Source organism: Pedobacter sp. AW31-3R, from assembly GCF_052180285.1.
Classification (GTDB): Bacteria; Bacteroidota; Bacteroidia; order Sphingobacteriales; family Sphingobacteriaceae; genus Pedobacter.
This window is the reverse complement of record NZ_CP197475.1, coordinates 5,916,962-5,936,282: the sequence shown is the minus strand read 5'-3', so window position 1 is coordinate 5,936,282 and position 19,321 is coordinate 5,916,962. Positions and strand designations below refer to the sequence as shown.

At 41.8% G+C, this 19,321-nt stretch carries 16 protein-coding genes; 12 read left to right on the top strand and 4 right to left on the bottom strand.

The window, feature by feature from the left end; all coding sequences use genetic code 11:
• The first annotated feature begins 89 nt into the window (after window positions 1–89).
• Complete coding sequence (gene glmS, locus ACSBL2_RS24220; RefSeq protein WP_442589126.1) at window positions 90–1,928, top strand: glutamine--fructose-6-phosphate transaminase (isomerizing); 1,839 nt, start codon at window positions 90–92, stop codon at window positions 1,926–1,928.
• A 71-nt stretch (window positions 1,929–1,999) separates the two neighbouring features.
• Here the strand turns inward: glmS and dxs are convergent, their stop codons facing one another.
• The gene (gene dxs, locus ACSBL2_RS24215) at window positions 2,000–3,928 is read right to left on the bottom strand and encodes a 1-deoxy-D-xylulose-5-phosphate synthase (RefSeq protein WP_442589125.1); all 1,929 of its coding nucleotides are present in this window, start codon (window positions 3,926–3,928) and stop codon (window positions 2,000–2,002) included.
• Between the two features lie 167 nt (window positions 3,929–4,095).
• On the opposite strand from dxs, the gene glyA reads away from it, so the two are divergent.
• Both glyA and ACSBL2_RS24205 read left to right on the top strand, forming a co-directional pair.
• Window positions 4,096–5,367 (top strand): serine hydroxymethyltransferase, encoded by a 1,272-nt coding sequence (glyA, locus tag ACSBL2_RS24210; protein WP_442589124.1) that lies wholly within the window; start codon window positions 4,096–4,098, stop codon window positions 5,365–5,367.
• Window positions 5,368–5,383: 16 nt separating this feature from the next.
• Window positions 5,384–7,474: a response regulator gene (locus ACSBL2_RS24205; protein ID WP_442589123.1), complete on the top strand. Its 2,091-nt coding sequence runs from the start codon at window positions 5,384–5,386 to the stop codon at window positions 7,472–7,474.
• A gap of 194 nt (window positions 7,475–7,668) precedes the next feature.
• Here ACSBL2_RS24205 and ACSBL2_RS24200 read toward each other — a convergent pair whose 3' ends face one another.
• From ACSBL2_RS24200 to rluF, 3 genes are all read right to left on the bottom strand, one after another.
• Complete coding sequence (locus ACSBL2_RS24200; RefSeq protein WP_442589122.1) at window positions 7,669–8,367, bottom strand: ComF family protein; 699 nt, start codon at window positions 8,365–8,367, stop codon at window positions 7,669–7,671.
• Window positions 8,368–8,443: 76 nt separating this feature from the next.
• On the bottom strand, window positions 8,444–9,493 hold the full coding sequence (rlmN, locus tag ACSBL2_RS24195; protein ID WP_442589121.1) for a 23S rRNA (adenine(2503)-C(2))-methyltransferase RlmN: 1,050 nt from the start codon (window positions 9,491–9,493) through the stop codon (window positions 8,444–8,446).
• Between the two features lie 149 nt (window positions 9,494–9,642).
• Window positions 9,643–10,701, bottom strand: a complete 1,059-nt coding sequence (gene rluF, locus ACSBL2_RS24190) for a 23S rRNA pseudouridine(2604) synthase RluF (RefSeq protein WP_442589120.1) — start codon at window positions 10,699–10,701, stop codon at window positions 9,643–9,645.
• A gap of 253 nt (window positions 10,702–10,954) precedes the next feature.
• Here rluF and ACSBL2_RS24185 point away from each other — a divergent pair, with 253 nt between their 5' ends.
• The 9 genes from ACSBL2_RS24185 to ACSBL2_RS24145 all read left to right on the top strand — a co-directional run bounded on the left by ACSBL2_RS24185 (window position 10,955) and on the right by ACSBL2_RS24145 (window position 19,296).
• Complete coding sequence (locus ACSBL2_RS24185) at window positions 10,955–11,506, top strand: RNA polymerase sigma factor (RefSeq protein WP_442589119.1); 552 nt, start codon at window positions 10,955–10,957, stop codon at window positions 11,504–11,506.
• Window positions 11,494–12,117 carry a cupin domain-containing protein gene (locus ACSBL2_RS24180; RefSeq protein ID WP_442589118.1) on the top strand — a complete coding sequence of 208 codons (624 nt, stop codon included), beginning with the start codon at window positions 11,494–11,496 and terminating at the stop codon, window positions 12,115–12,117. The genes ACSBL2_RS24185 and ACSBL2_RS24180 overlap by 13 nt, the downstream gene beginning before the upstream one ends.
• A gap of 51 nt (window positions 12,118–12,168) precedes the next feature.
• A complete protein-coding gene (locus ACSBL2_RS24175; RefSeq protein WP_442589117.1) occupies window positions 12,169–13,344 on the top strand; it encodes an amidohydrolase family protein in 1,176 nt (391 codons plus the stop codon).
• Between the two features lie 125 nt (window positions 13,345–13,469).
• A complete protein-coding gene (locus ACSBL2_RS24170; protein WP_442589116.1) occupies window positions 13,470–13,742 on the top strand; it encodes an acylphosphatase in 273 nt (90 codons plus the stop codon).
• 30 nt (window positions 13,743–13,772) lie between these two features.
• Window positions 13,773–15,272, top strand: a complete 1,500-nt coding sequence (locus ACSBL2_RS24165; protein WP_442589115.1) for an oligosaccharide flippase family protein — start codon at window positions 13,773–13,775, stop codon at window positions 15,270–15,272.
• A gap of 86 nt (window positions 15,273–15,358) precedes the next feature.
• Window positions 15,359–15,790: a dUTP diphosphatase gene (gene dut, locus ACSBL2_RS24160; RefSeq protein WP_442589114.1), complete on the top strand. Its 432-nt coding sequence runs from the start codon at window positions 15,359–15,361 to the stop codon at window positions 15,788–15,790.
• Between the two features lie 10 nt (window positions 15,791–15,800).
• On the top strand, window positions 15,801–17,252 hold the full coding sequence (locus ACSBL2_RS24155; RefSeq protein ID WP_442589113.1) for a tetratricopeptide repeat protein: 1,452 nt from the start codon (window positions 15,801–15,803) through the stop codon (window positions 17,250–17,252).
• Window positions 17,230–18,021, top strand: a complete 792-nt coding sequence (locus ACSBL2_RS24150; protein ID WP_442589112.1) for a DUF4292 domain-containing protein — start codon at window positions 17,230–17,232, stop codon at window positions 18,019–18,021. The genes ACSBL2_RS24155 and ACSBL2_RS24150 overlap by 23 nt, the downstream gene beginning before the upstream one ends.
• 21 nt (window positions 18,022–18,042) lie before the next feature.
• Window positions 18,043–19,296: a murein hydrolase activator EnvC family protein gene (locus ACSBL2_RS24145; protein ID WP_442589111.1), complete on the top strand. Its 1,254-nt coding sequence runs from the start codon at window positions 18,043–18,045 to the stop codon at window positions 19,294–19,296.
• Window positions 19,297–19,321 lie beyond the last annotated feature (25 nt).

Below are 19,321 nucleotides of genomic sequence, written 5' to 3'. Positions count from 1 at the left end.
ATTCCAATCAGGGCCTGTTCGCTGTGCTGGCCAATGGAGAAAATCAACAAGTAATTGACTAGCTTTACACTTTATATCAATTATATAATATGTGTGGAATTGTAGGATACATAGGGCATAGAGAGGCCTGGCCAATTGTTTTAAAAGGTCTGAAAAGATTAGAATATCGCGGTTATGACAGTGCAGGTATTGCACTGATTAACGGTGGTGATATGAACATTTATAAAAAGGTGGGAAAAGTTCAGGAGCTGGAAAACTTCAGTGCAGGTAAAAATCTTTCTGGCAGTGTTGGTATAGGCCATACACGTTGGGCAACCCATGGTGAACCCTCAGACAGAAACTCACATCCGCATACTTCCAATGACGGTAGACTGTCTATTATCCATAATGGAATTATAGAAAACTATGCTGTACTGAAAGAAGAATTGTTATCCAGGGGACATGAATTCAAGAGCGATACCGATACCGAGGTACTTATTCATTTGATTGAAGAGATCTACAAAAAAGAAAATGTTGATCTTTTTGAAGCGGTACGCCTGGCACTGAAAGGAGTGAGCGGAGCTTATGCCATCGTCATTATGGATGAAGAACAGCCCGATCAGCTTATTGCAGCAAGAAAAGGTAGCCCTATGGTAATTGGAGTAGGTAAAGGAGAGTATTTCATTGCTTCTGATGCTACACCGATTATTGAATATACCAAGAATGTAATTTACCTGAATGACAATGAGATTGCCCTGGTGAAAAGAGATGATCTGATCATCAAGCGATTGGACAATGTGGTTCAGACTCCCTATATCCAGGAACTGGAGATTAAACTGGAGATGCTGGAAAAAGGTGGATTTGAGCATTTTATGCTGAAAGAGATTTTTGAACAATCGAGGTCTATCAGGGATTGCCTGAGGGGACGTATTTATCCGAATGAAGGCCGGGTTCAGCTGGGTGGAATAAAAGAATATGCGGATAAGCTAAAAAATATTGACCGGATTATTATTGTGGCCTGCGGCACGTCATGGCATGCAGGTTTGGTAGGTGAATATTTAATTGAAGAATATGCACGAATTCCGGTAGAAGTGGAGTATGCTTCAGAATTCCGTTACAGGAACCCAATCATTACAGAAAAAGATGTGGTGATTGCCATTTCACAATCGGGTGAGACTGCTGATACCATGGCTGCTATAGAGATGGCAAAAGAAAGGGGAGCCACAATTTTCGGTATCTGTAACGTAGTTGGTGCATCGATACCGAGATTAACCCATGCCGGAGTATATACCCATGCAGGGCCAGAGATTGGTGTAGCTTCCACTAAGGCTTTTACTGCACAGGTAACGGTACTTACCCTGATGGCTTTTTATATGGCACAACAAAAGGGTACACTCACCCAGGCCAAACTGGTGGAACTCCTGACAGAACTGGATTCTATTCCGGAAAAAATACAGCAGGCACTGGCTTCCAATGAGCTGATTCAGGAAATTGCAGCTAAATTTAAAGATTCAAGGAACTGCCTTTTCCTTGGCAGGGGCAGTGGTTTCCCTGTAGCGCTTGAAGGAGCATTAAAGCTGAAGGAGATTTCCTATATCCATGCAGAAGGTTACCCAGCGGCAGAAATGAAACACGGCCCTATTGCATTGATTGATGAAGAGATGCCTGTAGTCGTTATCGCTACAAAGAACTCTTCGTACGAAAAGGTCATCAGTAATATTCAGGAGGTGAAGGCCAGAAAAGGAATTGTCCTGGCTATCGTCACTGAAGGAGATATAGAAGTGAAAAAAATGGTGGATTATTGTATTGAAATCCCTGATGCAAGTGAGGCATTCCTGCCATTATTGGCAACAGTGCCACTTCAGTTGCTTTCTTACCATATCGCTTTAATGAGAGGATGTAATGTAGATCAGCCAAGAAATCTCGCCAAATCTGTTACGGTGGAATAGTAAGAAACCCATTGATAAAAAAAGCCGTCTTCCAATCAGGAGACGGCTTTTTTCATAATTTATTTTTTGCTTTAAGAAGCAATAGTTGACGTCGTACGTGTAACTGTCATCTCTTCTGTTGTTTTGATGATAGCAGTAGTATCATAACCGCATATATTCCAGAGTTCTGTTTGCTCTCCATGTTCAATAAATTCGTCAGGAATACCCAAACGTACCACGCGGGCATAGTAGTTATGATTAGACATAAATTCCAGCACGGCTGAACCCATGCCCCCCTGAAGGCATCCATCCTCTATCGTAATGACCTTCTTAAAGCGCTTGAATACGTCATGTAATAAGGCTTCATCCAATGGCTTTACAAAACGCAGATCGTAATGCGCCGGGTGAATCCCTTTTGTATTCAGCTCTTTACAGGCATCAACAGCAAAATTACCGACATGACCAATCGTAAGGATTGCCACATCCTCTCCATCGCAAATCTGGCGTCCCTTACCTTTTTCCAGTGCTTTGAAAGGACGTTTCCAATCTACCATCATGCCGTTTCCTCTTGGGTAACGGATAGAGAAGGGCCCCATGTTATCCAATTGCGCAGTGTACATCAGGTTTCTGAGTTCTTCTTCGTTCATCGGTGCAGCAACAGTCATATTGGGAATACTGCGCATATACGCAAGATCATAAGCACCATGGTGTGTCGCACCGTCGGCTCCGGCAAGACCTGCACGGTCAAGACAGAAAACAACATTCAGGTTCTGAATGGCCACATCATGAATCACCTGATCGTAAGCACGCTGCATAAAACTGGAATAGATGTTACAGAAAGGCAGCAATCCCTGGGTGGCTAAACCTGCAGAGAAAGTGACTGCATGTTGTTCTGCTATGCCTACATCAAATGCACGTTCAGGCATTGCCTTCATCATGATATTCATGGAAGAGCCTGAGGGCATGGCAGGGGTGATCCCTACAATTTTTTTATTTTCATGGGCAAGCTCAACGAGCGTATTGCCAAATACGTCCTGATATTTTGGAGGCTGCGGTTTGTCAGAAGCAGATTTTTTGATCTCTCCTGTAATTTTATCAAACAAACCTGGTGCATGCCATTTGGTTTGATCCTTTTCTGCAAGGGCGAAACCTTTACCTTTAACGGTTACACAGTGTAATAATTTAGGGCCGGGAATTTCTTTCAGGTCTTTAAGGATGGCAGCCAGATTTTTAACATCATGGCCATCTACAGGACCAAAATACCTGAAATTTAAGGATTCAAATAAGTTGCTCTGTTTAAGCAGTGTGCCCTTGATACTTTTTTCAATTTTCTTGACAAACTTGTGGGCATTAGGCCCCAGCTCTGATAATTTATAGAGTACACTGGAGATATCATCCCTGAATCTGTTATAGGATTTAGAGGTTGTAATGCCTGTCAGGTATTCTTTTAATGCACCTACATTGGGGTCAATCGACATACAGTTGTCATTGAGGATCACCAGAAGGTTTGAATTCTCAATCCCGGCATGGTTAAGGCCTTCAAAAGCCAGGCCAGCAGTCATGGCACCGTCACCGATGACAGCTACATGCTGACGGTCTTTCTCTCCTTTGTAGTGAGAGGCTACAGCCATACCCAGCGCAGCAGAAATAGAAGTTGAAGAATGGCCTACGCCAAAAGTATCGTACTCACTTTCACTGATCTTGGGAAATCCGCTAATGCCGTTGAGTACACGGTTGGTATGAAAGACAGATTTTCTTCCGGTAAGGATCTTATGGCCATAAGCCTGGTGGCCAACGTCCCATACCAGCTTATCATAAGGTGTATTCAATACGTAATGGAGGGCAACGGTAAGTTCTACAACGCCTAAACTTGCACCGAAGTGTCCGCCGTTAACACTCACTACATCAATGATATACTGACGTAATTCCTGGCTGATCTGTTCCAGGTCATCATCTTTATACTGCTTAAGATCAGCAGGGTAATTTATGTTGGGTAGTAATGGAGGGGTAGAATTTTCCATGCAGTTTTTTTGGACAAGAAGTTACAAAGTACGTGATTTTTGTTAATAAAACAGCAAAATTTTAGATATACCAGTACATAAAACAATGTTCATTTTGCATTCACCTGCAATTAGACCCTTCAATTCAAATTGAAAATCATTATTTTTACAGAAATATACATTAATAAATGGAAAGAGATACTTTAATTTTTGATTTGATTGATAGGGAATTAGACCGTCAGGAGAATGGTCTAGAGCTTATTGCATCAGAAAATTTTGTGAGCAAACAGGTTATGGAGGCCGCAGGCTCTGTATTAACCAATAAATACGCTGAAGGCTTGCCCGGAAAGCGTTATTATGGCGGATGCCAGGTAGTAGATGAAATCGAGACTATTGCTATTGAGCGTGCTAAAAAATTATTTGGTGCAGCATGGGTAAATGTACAACCACATTCAGGTGCACAAGCCAATGCAGCAGTAATGCTTGCCGTGATTCAACCGGGAGATAAAATTTTAGGTTTTGATCTTTCCCATGGCGGACACTTAACACATGGCTCCCCGGTAAACTTTTCCGGAAAACTGTATACCCCGCTTTTCTATGGTGTAAAAAAAGAAGATGGCCTGATTGATTATGCTAAACTGGAAGAAATTGCTTTAGCTGAACGCCCAAGGTTGATCATCTGTGGGGCTTCCGCTTACTCAAGAGAATGGGATTATGCCTTTATCCGTAGTGTGGCCGATAAAATTGGTGCTTTGGTGCTTGCTGATATCTCACATCCTGCTGGGATGATTGCAAGAGGATTACTCGCCAACCCACTTCCACATTGTCATATTGTGACCACTACCACTCACAAAACATTACGTGGTCCACGTGGCGGAATGATTATGATGGGTAAAGATTTTGAAAACCCATTTGGATTGAAAACTCCTAAAGGCGAGGTCAGGATGATGTCTTCAGTTCTGGATATGGCTGTTTTTCCTGGAACCCAGGGCGGGCCACTAGAACATGTGATAGCTGCTAAAGCTATTGCTTTTGGGGAGGCACTTAGTGATGATTACCTGACTTATATCAAACAGGTACAGGCAAATGCACAGGCTATGGCTAAAGCGTTTGTTGCCAAAGGTTATGGTATTATCTCCGGAGGTACAGATAACCATTTGATGCTAATCGATTTAAGAAATAAAAATATTACTGGTAAACTGGCTGAAAATGCATTGGAAAAAGCCGATATTACCGTAAATAAAAATATGGTTCCATTTGACGACAAATCTCCTTTTGTAACTTCAGGTATCCGTGTGGGTACTGCAGCAATTACGTCAAGAGGATTTAAGGAAGAAAATATGGAACAGATTGTGGACTTAATTGACCAGGTTATTGCGAATCCTGAAGATGAAGCACATTTACAGGCCATTAAAAAACAGGTTCTTGAACTGGTATCCCGTTTTCCGCTATATAAATAGATCTTAAGGTTTTAAAATGATGTTGGCTGGCCCGGATATATCAGATGATTTTGCAGACAGGAGATGGAATGCATTAAATACTTATCATATTCAGGATACGGCTGCCGACACTACATTTGATAACCTGCTGAACCTTACTTCAAAGTGTTTGGCTATCCCTATTGCCTTTGTTTCTCTTATAGATGAACAAAGGCAATATTTTGTAGGTTCTTTCGGGGCCTGTGCTACCGATATTCCACGCCATCTTTCCTTTTGTGAACATACCCTTCAGGCAGGAACCGTTTTTGAAATTATTGATGCAGAGGCTGACCTTCATTTTAAAGATCACCCATTGGTTCTTGCCAAACATATCCGTTACTATGCAGGCGCTCCTCTGATAGATGAAAATGGCAATAAACTAGGTACAATCTGTGTGTTTGATTATCTGCCCAGACGGTTGTCCGAGGTGCAGAAAGAAATGTTGCTCAATCTGGCTGCTGAAGTCCTCGCCCTGCTGAAGCTGAAAAGAATGACACATGACCTGCATGATTGTATTGCAGACCTTACTGACAAGAGAAAGGCTGAGGAAGAGTTGCAGGTACTCTCATTGGTCGCCAGTAAAACCAATACAGGTGTTAATATCATGGATAATGAAGGCATTACCACCTGGGTTAACCATTCATTGGAAAAACTGACCGGTTATACCCTGGAAGAGTTAAAGGGAAATCAGCTGGGCAATATCCTGTCTGCTAATTTTTATGATCAGGAGCTTCTGGATAAATCAAGAATGATGAGCAAGAACAATCAGTCTTATGCGATAGAAGTGCCGGCAGAGAAAAAGGATGGTTCACAAATATGGCTGGAAGTTTCCAATACACCTGTGATCAACAATACAGGAGTGGTGGAAAGGCAGATCGATCTGATCTCTGATATCACCCTGCGCAAGCAGATTGAACAGGAAATGATAGCCGCAAGAGAACAGGCATTGAAGCTGAGTCAGGCCAAAGAAATGTTCCTGTCGGTGATGAGCCATGAAATCAGGACTCCGCTGAATGCAATCATTGGGCTGACACACCTGTTGCTCGACAATGAACCTAAACCATCACAGGTAGACGATTTAAATATTTTGAGGTTCTCCGGCGAAAATCTTCTACACATCATCAATGATATTCTTGATTTCAATAAGATTGAGACAGGAAATATGGAGCTGGAAGAGGCGCCTTTTAACCTGAAATCGTTAGCAAATGATATCGTGAATTCTTTACGGGTCAATGTAAAGAAAAACCACAATGACCTTAAACTCTTGCTCGATCCCGCCATTCCTGATTTCCTTTATGGCGATAAGAACCGCTTATATCAGATCCTGATGAATTTCCTGAGTAATGCCATTAAGTTTACAAATAATGGATTTATAAAGTTAAAGATCCATTTGCTGACTGAGGATGATGAGCGTACTGCGATTAAATTTGTGATTGAGGATACCGGTATAGGGATTCCCAAAGATAAGCACGACTACATTTTTGAGACTTTTACCCAGGCAAAAACGGACATCTCCCGGAAATATGGGGGCTCCGGACTGGGACTGGCCATTACAAAGAAGTTGCTTACTTTGTACAATGCCCAGATAAAAGTAGATAGCGTAGAGGGTGAGGGTACGAGTTTTTCTTTTAAAATTGAATTCCAGAAAGCAAATGAAACCAGTATGATGACGGTTCCGGCTACGGATCTGACAGTCTTTTTGAATAAAAGAATATTGGTAGTTGATGATAATGAGATCAATATCATGATTATCAGGCGTATTTTAAGTAAATGGGGACTTGCAGTTGATTCTGCGACTGATGGGTATGAGGCTATAGAAAGAGTCCGTACGGGTGATTATGATCTTATCTTCATGGATATAAAAATGCCGGGAATTGATGGTTTTGAAACAACCAGTCTGATCAGGACTGAAAAAAAAGGAAACCATATTCCTGTCATTGCACTTACCGCATCGACATTAAAGAATGATTTCTATAAATTTGAGGAATGTGGTATGAACGGGCATGTGCTCAAGCCATTTAATCCTGATGAAATCAAAGTGCTGTTATTTAACCTTTTTTCAGCATATCCTGTTTCAGGGAATAAATAACCTATCTTCCAAGATAGAAGCAATTAAAATTTCTGGACATACAATGGCACAGCGCATTGCTATGATCAATATTAACCTTTTTAAACGATAAAGAGCCGGTAATTCTATGAAGAAAATACCGGCTCTTATCATCTAAATTAACGCTCTCAGAAATATAAACGGTGCTATATTTCAAATATTATATAGTCCATGAATTATTCTGCAAATGCTATCGCTGCGATGCTTAATTTGCTGATCCCACAGTTGAGGAGTAGCTGTCCTGCTGATTCAAAGGTTGATCCCGTGGTAATCACATCGTCAACCAGGAGTACATGTTTGTCTTTTAAACTTTCAGGATGCACTACCTTAAATACATATTGCATATTCTCAAATCTCTGGTACCTGGTTTTTTTTGTCTGGGATGAAGTCTCCTTCTGCCGGATAAGCTGAGTATTGCTGACCGGGATTCCCATGGCCATGGAAATTCCCCGGGCAAAATATTCGCTCTGATTGTACCCCCTGCTACGCTGTCTGCTAGGGTGCAGCGGAATAGGGATAATGAAATCAACTGTACAGTAAGCAGGGGAGGTTAAGAGTTTATAGCCTAGCATGCTGCCCAGGGCAATACCCAAAGAAGTTTGATCATTGTATTTCAGTTGGTGAATGAGCTGTTGTACCCTGCTGCCTTTTCTGAAATAAAGCATCGCCATTGCCTGGTCACAAGATAATCTTCCCCAGAAAAGTTGGTGTACGCGGTTTGCCGCATATGTCTCAAAACCGGTAAAAGGCAGGTCATAAAGGCATTTGGTGCAGATCTGCTTTTCTCCCTGAAAGAGCAGGGTACCGCAGCCATTACACAGGTCGGGATACAATAAACCCAGAAAATCTTTTGCCAGACGGCCAATGATATGCATGGCCTAAGTTATTCTCATTTCTTTAAACAGAGATAACCATTCTGAAAATAAGGATGCAGGGAAAAGCTATTGCTTTCTAAGCCTGTTCTTTAACAGCCAGTTGTCCACAGGCAGCGTCAATATCTTTGCCGCGGCTGCGTCTGATATTGGTGTTTACTCCCTGACTTTTTAGGTAATTGGAAAAGGCATCAATTTTATCACCTTCGGCATTAATGAAATCTGCGAACTGAATAGGATTATATTCAATCAGGTTTACTTTACATGGAACATGTTTGCAGAATTTAGCAAGGTCCATGGCATCCTCAATTTCATCGTTGAAGTTGTTGAAGACAATATATTCGTACGTAACAGGATTCTTTGTTTTGGCAAAATAATACCTCAGTGCTTCAGCCAATGCCTTTAATGAATTGGCCTCATTGATAGGCATAATTTCATTTCTTTTGGTATCATTTGCTGCATGCAGGGAGAGGGCAAGGTTAAATTTAGCCCCATCGTCACCCAGTTTTTTTATCATTTTAGCAATACCGGCAGTAGATACCGTTATTCTTTTATAAGACATATTCAACCCATCAGGTGCAGTGATGCGATCGATGGATTTCATTACATTCGCATAATTCAGCAACGGTTCCCCCATACCCATATACACAATATTGGTGAGGGGGGCATTGTAGTTTTTCTTTGCCTGCTGGTCAATAAGTACAACCTGATCATAGATCTCATCAGCATTCAGGTTCCTTTTGCGGTCCATGTAACCCGTTGCACAGAACTTACAGGTTAAGCTGCAGCCTACCTGTGAGCTTACACAAGCCGTCATTCTTTCCTCCATAGGGATCAAAACACCTTCAACAATGTTTCCATCGTATAATTTGAAAGAACTCTTGATGGTATGGTCATTACTGAACTGGGAATTGTTTACCGCAACCACATTGATAGAGTAGTTTTCATCAAGCTTCTTTCTTAAGTCCTTGGAAAGGTTACTCATCTCTTCAAAAGAACGGGCAGATTTTTCCCATAACCATTGATAAACTTGTTTAGCACGGTACGCAGGTTCTTTCATTTGCGTGAAGTGCTGTTGAAGTTGTGGCAGGTCCAAGGCCCTGATATCCGTTTTAGTTGTTGCAAGCATTGTTGCAAAGTTACCTAAAATAACTAAGTCGCCAAATTTTAGAAGGGTATACTGTACTTGTAGACAGAGAAGTTTGCATAAGTCTGACCATTTTTCTGTAAAATAGTCAGACTTATGACCAATATGTTAAGTGTTTGATTGCGTAGTTTTTAACGCTTAGGACTTTTGGTTTTACCGGCAGGGGCACCAGATTTACCACGTGAAGGCCGTACAGGTCTTCTGCTTGGTCCGTTGGTTTTATTCCAATCCGTACTGGCACCTGCAGGCTTGTAGGCAGATCCTCCTCTTGCTGACCCTTCTTTTTCCGTTTTTTCACCGCCTCTGCCAGCACCTGATGCTCTTGGTTTCGGTGTATATGCTTTTCCTTTTGTGGGGCCTGCAGGTCTTTTCCTTGCTGCCCGTCCCGGAGTAACGTTTTCTTCGAGATCTTCTTTAGGTTGTATTGCCTTTGCTTTTTTAGTGACTCTCCGTGGAAGCGCACTTGGTTCAGAGCTGGATTTGGCTACCAGCGTGTTAATTTCTGTCAGCTCTTCTGGAGTCAGCTCACGCCATTCGCCAACCGGCAATCCTTTCAGGCTGATATTCATGATGCGCGTACGCTCCAGTTTGGTAACTTCAAAACCGAAATGCTCACACATACGTCGGATTTGTCTGTTCAGTCCCTGGATTAAGGTGATTTTGAAAATAAAAGGACTTTCTTTAGTTACTTTACATTTTTTCGTCATGACCCCTAAAACCGGCACCCCTTTAGACATACCTGTAATAAACTGCTCAGTAACGGGTTTGTTTACGGTAACCAGATATTCTTTTTCATGGTTGTTTCCTGCCCTCAGGATTTTATTCACCAGATCACCATTGTTGGTCATGAAAATAAGTCCCTGGGAATCTTTATCCAGCCGGCCTATAGGAAAAACCCTGTCACTATGGTTTACATAGTCAACAATATTGCTTTTTACTCCAGCTTCGGTAGTACTTGTAACCCCAACAGGCTTGTTGAAAGCTAAAAGAATCGTATTTTCTGCTTCTTTGGGCTCAATAGTCTGTCCATTAACAGACACGATATCTCCAAAATAAACCAGATCACCGATTTTAGCTTTTTTGCCATTAATAATTACATTTCCCTGTTCTATGTATCTGTCTGCTGCTCTTCTTGAGCACAGACCGCTTTCACTAATGTATTTATTTAATCGGGTGGTATAATCAGACATAAAGAGTTGAATTAATGGGGTATTTTTTACAAAGTAATCAATTTATACGCATATAAACTATCAAAATAAATTAATGTGCTATTGTTCAGTTGGTTAAAGGTGTGTGTGTTGAAATGCATTGTTTAAGTATAGTGTTCAAAATCATATGACAGGAGCTTGTTATTTACGTTCATACTGTCCTTTATTTTTTAGAAATAAATAGGATATAGAATATCTTATTCGTTACATTTATATCAACCAAATATTAAGCTTTATGTCATTCATTTCTCCTTTAGATGAACTGGATAATAATGCGGTTGCGATGTTTAAGTCGGGCGACCATAAAGATTATCTGAAATTGTATAATAAATATGCGCCGGCAGTGATGGGTGTACTACTTAGGACTTTGGGTGATAAGGAAATAGCGGAGAAGTGTGTCAATAATGCATTTTTTGAAATCTGGTCGCGGAGATTGAGTTACAACCCAGAAAAGGAACGTTTATTTACCTGGATGCTGAAAATCTCGAGGACTTGTGCGAAGTGCGCCTGTTTAAGTGAAAAGAAATATCTGGATGATGAAATCCGGGAAGAAATAGACCTCGTTTATGCCATGGATATACAAGCATACCTGAAGGAAAAAAAGCGTATGGAGGGAGCCAGTTTTGCATCGAAGGTAACTGCGGAAATCAGGGAAGCGATCAATCTCATCTATTTTCAGGGATATAGCTTTTCGGCGGCGGCAGAACATCTTGGATTATCGGTGGAACAGTTGAGGGCAGGAATGATAAAAAATATCAAACAGTTGAAAGGAGAATGGCTGTCATGAGGCGTTATAAAGAATTTATCAACTCCGGCATCCTGGAACTCTATGTATTGGGGTACACTTCTGCTGAAGAAAACCGGGAGGTGGAGAAAATGGCTTTGCTGCATCCGGCGCTTTGGGAGGAAGTATTGGCTATTCAGTTGGCACTGGAAAAATATGCTGCTGCGAATGCTGTGATTCCTGATCCTATTTTACGCCCCCTGCTAATGTCTACTATCGATTTGACAGAACGTCTGCTGGGCGGGGAAGTACTGGATGATGTTCCGCTTTTATCCGAATCTTCCAAAATTGCAGATTACGAGCAGTGGATTAACCGTGCTGATATGGCCCCCGACGACAGGGACTTTGAAGGAGTTTTTGCTAAAATCATAGGCCATACACCTCAACTGCTGAGTGCACTGATCTGGATTAAAGATATGGCACCTGAGGAGACGCACAACAATGAGTTTGAAAGGTTCCTGATTATTGAAGGTACTTGTGATATAGCGGTGGAAGAAGAGTTGTTTTCTCTGAAATCCGGCGATTATTTCCAGGTTCCGCTTCATAAAAATCACGCGGTGCGGGTGACATCAGATATCCCCTGTAAAGCCCTGTTGCAACGTCTTGCGGCATAAAAATTACCTTTCCTGTATATGCTTTCATCAGAATAACCGTAATTTGTAATTATGAGTTCTTATCTGTCCGCATCATGGATTTATCCGGTTACTTCTGCCCCCTTAAAAAATGGGGTTATTGCAATTTCAGATGATGGAAGTATTTCTGCTGTATTCACTGCTGAAGAAGCAAAACGACATAACTTGTCACCCATAACTTATTATGAAGGAATGCTGGTGCCCGGATTCATTAATACGCACTGCCATCTGGAGTTGTCTCATCTTGCGGGTAAAATTCCTATGCATACCGGTCTTCCGGGATTTGTTCAGCAGGTAATGCAACAGCGTGCTGCCACACCAACGGAGATAGAAAAGGCAATGCGTAATGCAGATGAAGAGATGTATACCAATGGAATTGTAGCAACAGGAGATATTTCCAATCAGCCTGTCTCCCGGAAGAGTAAACTCGACAGTAAACTATACTACCATACCTTTGTGGAGGCCATGGGATTTGATCCCGGACGAGCATCTGCTATCATACAACAGGCCATCGCCACAAGAAATGACTTTTCCCCACTGAAAGCGACAATTGTTCCCCATGCCCCTTATTCTGTTTCTCCGGAACTCTTTAAGGAAATCAATGCCAGTTCCGGTAGAGCCGATGAGTGTATCACGATTCATAACCAGGAAACGGCCGAGGAGAATGCTTTCTTTGAAAGTAAGAGCGGGCATTTTCTAAAGTTGTACGCCTACCTTGGCCTTGATATCTCCTTTTTTAAGGGCGGGGGTAAGACCTCTTTACAGACCTATTTGCCTTTTTTATCAACACTCCCACGTACATTGCTGGTGCACAATACTTTCACCAGTCGGGAGGATGTCTCATTTGCGGAGAATATTCATCCCCATCTTTTCTGGTGTTTGTGCCCCAATGCCAATCTGTACATTGAAAACCGGTTACCTGACCTCATGTTGCTGCGGGAAATGGGGGTGAAGATTACCTTAGGTACAGATAGTCTGGCAAGTAATCATCAATTAAGTATCCTCGCTGAAATGAAAACGCTTCAGGAATATTTTAAGCTATCATTCGAAGAATTACTGGGTTGGGCTACCCTGAATGGAGCGGAGTTTCTGGGCCTGGAAAATCAGTTTGGCAGTTTAGAAACCGGAAAAAAACCAGGGATCAATCTCATCGAATTTATGGGAAATGGGATGCTGAATAATAATACGCGCATTAAACGTTTATTTTAGCATATTAAACTTATTCCTTTAAGGAATAGAATCAAATGACTAATCAATGAAGCAGTTGCGGTTTTACAAGGAATAATAGAAAAGATAAAATCACCATAGCTCCATTACAATTAAACATCATACATATGAAACATATCGCAATAAAAATTACAGGAAAAGTGCAGGGTGTATCCTTCCGGTATACAACGAAGGTGGTGGCCGACCAGATGGGGGTACGTGGTATCATTAGAAATGAGAAAGACGGAAGTCTTTATATTGAGGCGGAAGGAGATGACACTTTACTGGAAGTATTTCTGGAATGGTGTAATGAAGGGCCTGACAGGGCTAAAATAGAAAACATAACCATTACGCCGGGAGAACTAAAAAACTATCGTAATTTTGAAGTCGTTAAAAAATAGCTTGCCTTTATTACCGTTTAATCCTGTCATGTGTCAGTTATAAAGAAATTTTTAGGGCAGACGGCCGTTTATGGCTTAAGTACTGTCTTTTCACGTTTGTTCAATTTTATTTTAACGCCAATATATACCAAGGTGTATGCGGCGGGTACCTATGGAATATTTACGAAGCTGTATAGTTATGCTTCGCTGATCAATGCAGTGCTGGCCTTTGGAATGGAAAGTACCTATTTCAGGTATTTGAATAAACATGAGGACAAAAAGCAGGAGGTATACAACAATTCATTTATTTGTATCGCCTTTATTTCCATGTTGTTCTTAATTACGGGCTGTGTTTTCTCCGATACCATTGCCGGTTGGCTGAACAACGGAGAAAGGGCTCAGTATGCCGATTATCGGCAGTACATCAGGTTTTTTGTCTGGATTTTGTTTGTAGATGCCATTTGTGTCATCCCTTTTGCGCGGTTACGTGCAGAGGAAAAAGCTTTCAAATACAGTGTCATTAAGTTTTCCAATATTGGAAGTTTTGTCGGTTTTAACCTGGTTTTCCTGTTGCTTATCCCTTTTGCGATCAGGCAGGAATGGCCCTTGTCAACCTGGTTATCATCATGGTACCGCCCACAATGGGTGGGATACGTATTTATATCTAACCTGATCGCAAGTATAGTGACATTCCTCCTGTTGCTCCCGGAGTTTCTGAAGATACGGCTGAAGTTTGACAGCGCCTTGTTTTTTAAGATGTTTCATTACAGCTGGCCTATTCTGGTGGCTAACCTTTCCTTCATTGTAAATGAAAACCTGGATAAAATAGTCCTGAGCGAGCTGCTGCCAAAGTCGATTGCAGATACTGATGTAGGGATTTATGGTGCTGTATGTAAAATTGCTATTTTCATCAGTATCTTTATTACGGCTTTCCGCCTGGGTGCAGAGCCCTTCTTTTTCAGTTATGCAAAGAATGAGAATGCCCGTAAAATTTATGCACTCATCCTTCATTATTTCGTCATTGCCCTTGCGCTATTATTTCTGGCGCTGATTGCCAATATCGAATTACTGAAATATTTTATCAGTGGGAAAAGTGGAAATCGCGGAGAATACTGGGCAGGTTTACCAGCAGTTCCCTACCTGTTATTTGGGTATGTCTGCCTGGGTATTTATATGAATCTCTCCATCTGGTACCGGTTATCAGACCAGACCAGGTTCGGACTCTATATCTCTCTAATCGGAGCCGTAATCACTGTAACACTTAATTTTGTACTTATTCCACGTTACAGTTATATGGGCTCTGCCTGGGTCTCTATGTTCACCTATGCCGTGATGATGGTGATTTCCTATATCCTGGGGCAGAAGTATTATCCTATTCCTTATAACCTGAAACGGATACTGATTTATCTGCTGACTTCAGTTATCTTGGTCGTATTGTCATTCTGGGTTTTCCATAGAAATATATATATTGGAAATGCGCTGTTGCTGCTATTTTTTGCTGCCATTGTGGGGGTAGAAAAGAAGGAGCTTAAAGCATTGCTGAAAAAGTAGTGGTGGAGATTTATCAGGAAGACATTAAACATGAAATCGGGAGCAGCCCGAAAAATAATATACACACATAAAACAATAAAAAAATAATGAAGATTAACATCATTAACAAATCAGGACTTGCTTTACCTCAGTATGAAACGGCACATGCTGCAGGAATGGATATGCGTGCTTTTACGCCTGAGGAAATTGTTATTAAACCTTTTCAGCGTATCCTTGTACCTACAGGTTTACATATAGAATTACCAGTGGGTTATGAAGCACAAATACGCCCGCGCAGCGGCCTGGCCTATAAACACGGAATTAGTATCGTGAATGCTCCGGGTACAATCGATGCGGATTACAGGGGTGAAATAAAGGTCTTGCTGATCAACCATTCAGATACAGATTTTGTCGTGAAAAATGGAGATAGGATTGCACAAATGGTGATTGCCAAACATGAGACGATCACCTGGGAATCTGTGGAAGAACTGAGTGATACTGCCAGAGGTGAAGGCGGGTACGGACATACAGGAAAATAAAATACCAAACATGAAGAGGATCGTTGTTTTATGGTGCATACTCAGTGGAGGAATTGGCTTATTTGCACAACAGGTGCCCTTAACGTCCTCAGACAGTATTGCTGTAAAGCAACTTTTTTTTGCAGGTTTGCGCAATAAGCTCAATGAAGATTACAACCGCGGGGTACTGAATTTTGGAAAAGCGGCGGCAATAGATCCGGGTAATGCTGCGGCATGGTATGAAATTGCCCTGCTGAACTACCGGATGAGTAAATTTACAGAAGCTGAAGCCGCTATAAAAAAAGCAATAACTGTAGATGGGAATAACATATGGTACCTAAAGCTGCTTGCTGAATTTTACAAGCGCAATGGAAATATGACAGCACTTGTTGCTGTGTTTGACCGGCTGATCGCACTGTCGCCTGAAGAGCAATCTTTCTATTTTGACAAGTCTAATGCTTTTCTGATACAGGGTAAAAAAATGGAGGCACTGGCAGGATATGATGCCATAGAGAAGAAGTTCGGTGATGTTGAGGGCCTGGCAGAGGCACGTGAACGTGCAACCGGTGTCGCTGCACCTGCAGGAAGCAGCAAGATTGACAAGGAAAATGATCCGGTATTAAGGGCAAAAGCCTTTCTGGCAAAAAATGATTTTAAATCGGCCGCACATGAACTGGAGAGTGTCGCCGCTACTTTTGAAGATGATCCGCTTTTTCTTGCTCTCTATGGCGATGTGTTATTTGAAGCGGGGGATCTGGCTAAATCCTTGTCGTATTATAAAAAAGCGCTGAAATTAACTGATCAGTTGTATGTAGTATGGGAGAAATCCCTCAATATCCAGATCCTTATGGGCCAGTATAAGGAGATGATAGAGATGGGAGAAGCAGCACTGTCCGTATATCCAAACCAGGCCATCCTTTATTACTATATGGCTTTTTCTCTCCACAGGGAGGCAAAAAATACAGAAGCATTGTCATATATTAAAAATTCTTTGCAACTTGACGGAGAAAACAGGAGCCTTCAGGCATTGATTTTCGCATTGCAGGCTGAAATATTAATTGATGAGAATAAACTTCCGGAGGCAGATCTTGCGTTTAATAAGGCAGTAGAAGCAGATCCAGAAAATTACCTGATTATCAATAACTATGCGTATTACCTTGCTTTAAGGGGCAGGCAACTGGCGAAGGCAGAATCACTAATTGCAGTAGCGGCAGAAGCCATGCCTGCCGATGAGTCTGTAGCCGATACCTATGCCCTTGTTTTGTTTAAACGGGGGAAATATGCATTGGCCAGAACCTGGATTGAAAAGGCGATTAAAAACAATGAAGCTGACAATAGCGTTTATTTTGAACACTATGGGGATATCCTCTTCTTTTTAGGTGAACAGGAAAAAGCTGTCTCCCAATGGCAAAGATCAAAAGAGACAGGTAATGACTCGGCTCTGTTAAATCAAAAGATAAATGAAAAAAAATACATTAAATAGCCTTCTGGTCATCGTATTGCTGTTCCTTACCGCATCATGCAAAACGAAGAAGAATGTGGTGAACAATCCCTCCAAAGTCATTGATGAAAAAGTGGCGACCAATAAAACCAGTGAAAATCTGCGACTGCTGAAAAGCAAGGATTTCAGTTACTCCACTCTTTCCTTAAAAGCGAAAGCAGATCTTAGTATTGATGGGAATGAGATGGGGGTGAGCATGAATGTAAGGATGAAGAAGGATGAGGTGATATGGATCAGCATCACAGCAATTGCGGGACTTGAGGTAGCGAGGGCAATGATTACTCCTGACAGTTTGCTGGTGTTGAGCAGATTGGAAGGTACGGCATTGAAAAAACCCTTTAGTTATATCTATAATTTTGCAAACAGGCAGATTACCTTCAGGATGCTGCAATCTGTACTCACCGGAAACACCATTACTGAATTTATGGCTGAACCAGCGAGCCTGACCCAGGAAGAAGGTGCATTCACGCTGAAAGGTGAAAAGATCAACCTCGCTTATATGATAATGTTCAATAACCTGCTCAAACCCGCTTTGGTTCACCTGAATGATGTGAGGGCAGGCCAGGCTTTAAAGGTTGACTACGCAAATTATCAGCTGGTTGATGCGGTATTGTTCCCTTCAACAGTGAAAGTAAACTCTATGTCGGGCAAGAGAAAGGTGAACATTGTGTTTGATTTTTCCAAAATAGAGCGCAATTTACCGCTTGATTTCCCTTATACGGTTCCTAAAAGGTTTGAGATAATAAACTAATTTTTTTATACTTTTGATGTAATGAAGCTACACAAATTACTTCTGTTACTGCTGTTTGTCACCTTTGCATCAACAGCAACAGCTCAAAGCAGCTCTCAGCTTAAAAGGAAAAAAGAGGCACTGGAGCGTGAAATCGAGCTCTTACAGCGTAATCTGGATAAAGCGGCACAAAGCAAAAAGCTTACTTTAAGTGAAATCCGTGCGCTGAATACGAAGATCAGGCTCATGCAGAGCAAAATCTCAGTGATCAATTCCGAAATTAAAAACCTGGATAATGAAATCCATGAAAATACGAATACCGTACATTCTCTACAGGATCAGTTGTCCCGGCTTAAAAAGGGGTATGCTGGGATGATCAGGTTCGCGCAGCGGAATAAGAATGCGTATGACAAGATGATGTTTATCTTCGCTGCACAGGATTTCAATCAGGCGTATAAAAGAATTAAATACCTGCAACAGTTTGGGCAGTACCGTAAAAAACAGGCCGACTATATCCAGGGCACAGAGAAGAACCTGAGTTATAGAATTGTCATTTTAGACAAAAGCCTGAAAGCTAAAAGTACCTTACTGCGTGAACAGGAATCGGAGCAAAACAAACTGGCAAAAAATAAGAATGTACAGTCTTCCGTATTAAATAAATTTAAGAAACAGGAGCGCCAGTTCAGCCAGGATATAGTTAAGCGGAAAAGGCAGCAATCGGCCATAGACCGGCAGATCAGGAATGCAATTCAAAGAGAGATTGCCCTGGCCAGGAAGCAGGCAGAAGAGGCCGAAAGACTGGCTGCAGCAAGAGCAAAGGCTGATAATAAACCTGTGCCGGTAGAGCGGGCTAAAACCACCAGTAGTTTCCTTACGGCTACTCCGGAAGCGGCAAAGCTGTCTGCAGGATTTGAAAATAACAGGGGACGCTTGCCATGGCCCGTAGGTCAGGGATCCATTACTGAGAGTTTCGGTGAACATACTGAAGGGCAGGCATCTTACAATAATGACGGGGTGAATATCCTGACCAGCGATGGGGCAACGGTACGTGCCGTATTTGGAGGGGAGGTTCTGTTTGTTACGGTTATTCAGGGAATTTACGTAGTTGCGGTGCGTCATGGGGAGTACTTTTCCATTTATCAGAACCTGAAATCTCCCACTGTAGCCAAGGGGGATAAAGTGGAAACGAAGCAGAGTCTTGGTACTGTCGCGACCACCTCTGACGGTGCATTGCTACACTTTGAGATCATGAGGGGACAGACAAAGCTGAATCCTGAAGCATGGATTGCTAAATAATTGGATCTAAAATGTCTATATTTGT

Bases quoted from the DNA above. Each gene is read 5' to 3' on its own strand.
- ACSBL2_RS24175 (WP_442589117.1), top strand. From the start codon at position 12,169: ATGAGTTCTTATCTGTCCGCATCATGGATTTATCCGGTTACTTCTGCC.
- ACSBL2_RS24180 (WP_442589118.1), top strand. From the start codon at position 11,494: ATGGCTGTCATGAGGCGTTATAAAGAATTTATCAACTCCGGCATCCTG.
- ACSBL2_RS24145 (WP_442589111.1), top strand. From the start codon at position 18,043: ATGAAGCTACACAAATTACTTCTGTTACTGCTGTTTGTCACCTTTGCA.
- ACSBL2_RS24155 (WP_442589113.1), top strand. From the start codon at position 15,801: ATGAAGAGGATCGTTGTTTTATGGTGCATACTCAGTGGAGGAATTGGC.
- dut (WP_442589114.1), top strand. From the start codon at position 15,359: ATGAAGATTAACATCATTAACAAATCAGGACTTGCTTTACCTCAGTAT.
- glmS (WP_442589126.1), top strand. From the start codon at position 90: ATGTGTGGAATTGTAGGATACATAGGGCATAGAGAGGCCTGGCCAATT.
- ACSBL2_RS24205 (WP_442589123.1), top strand. From the start codon at position 5,384: ATGATGTTGGCTGGCCCGGATATATCAGATGATTTTGCAGACAGGAGA.
- rluF (WP_442589120.1), bottom strand. From the start codon at position 10,701: ATGTCTGATTATACCACCCGATTAAATAAATACATTAGTGAAAGCGGT.
- glyA (WP_442589124.1), top strand. From the start codon at position 4,096: ATGGAAAGAGATACTTTAATTTTTGATTTGATTGATAGGGAATTAGAC.
- ACSBL2_RS24170 (WP_442589116.1), top strand. From the start codon at position 13,470: ATGAAACATATCGCAATAAAAATTACAGGAAAAGTGCAGGGTGTATCC.
- ACSBL2_RS24200 (WP_442589122.1), bottom strand. From the start codon at position 8,367: ATGCATATCATTGGCCGTCTGGCAAAAGATTTTCTGGGTTTATTGTAT.
- ACSBL2_RS24185 (WP_442589119.1), top strand. From the start codon at position 10,955: ATGTCATTCATTTCTCCTTTAGATGAACTGGATAATAATGCGGTTGCG.
- ACSBL2_RS24150 (WP_442589112.1), top strand. From the start codon at position 17,230: ATGAAAAAAAATACATTAAATAGCCTTCTGGTCATCGTATTGCTGTTC.
- rlmN (WP_442589121.1), bottom strand. From the start codon at position 9,493: ATGCTTGCAACAACTAAAACGGATATCAGGGCCTTGGACCTGCCACAA.
- dxs (WP_442589125.1), bottom strand. From the start codon at position 3,928: ATGGAAAATTCTACCCCTCCATTACTACCCAACATAAATTACCCTGCT.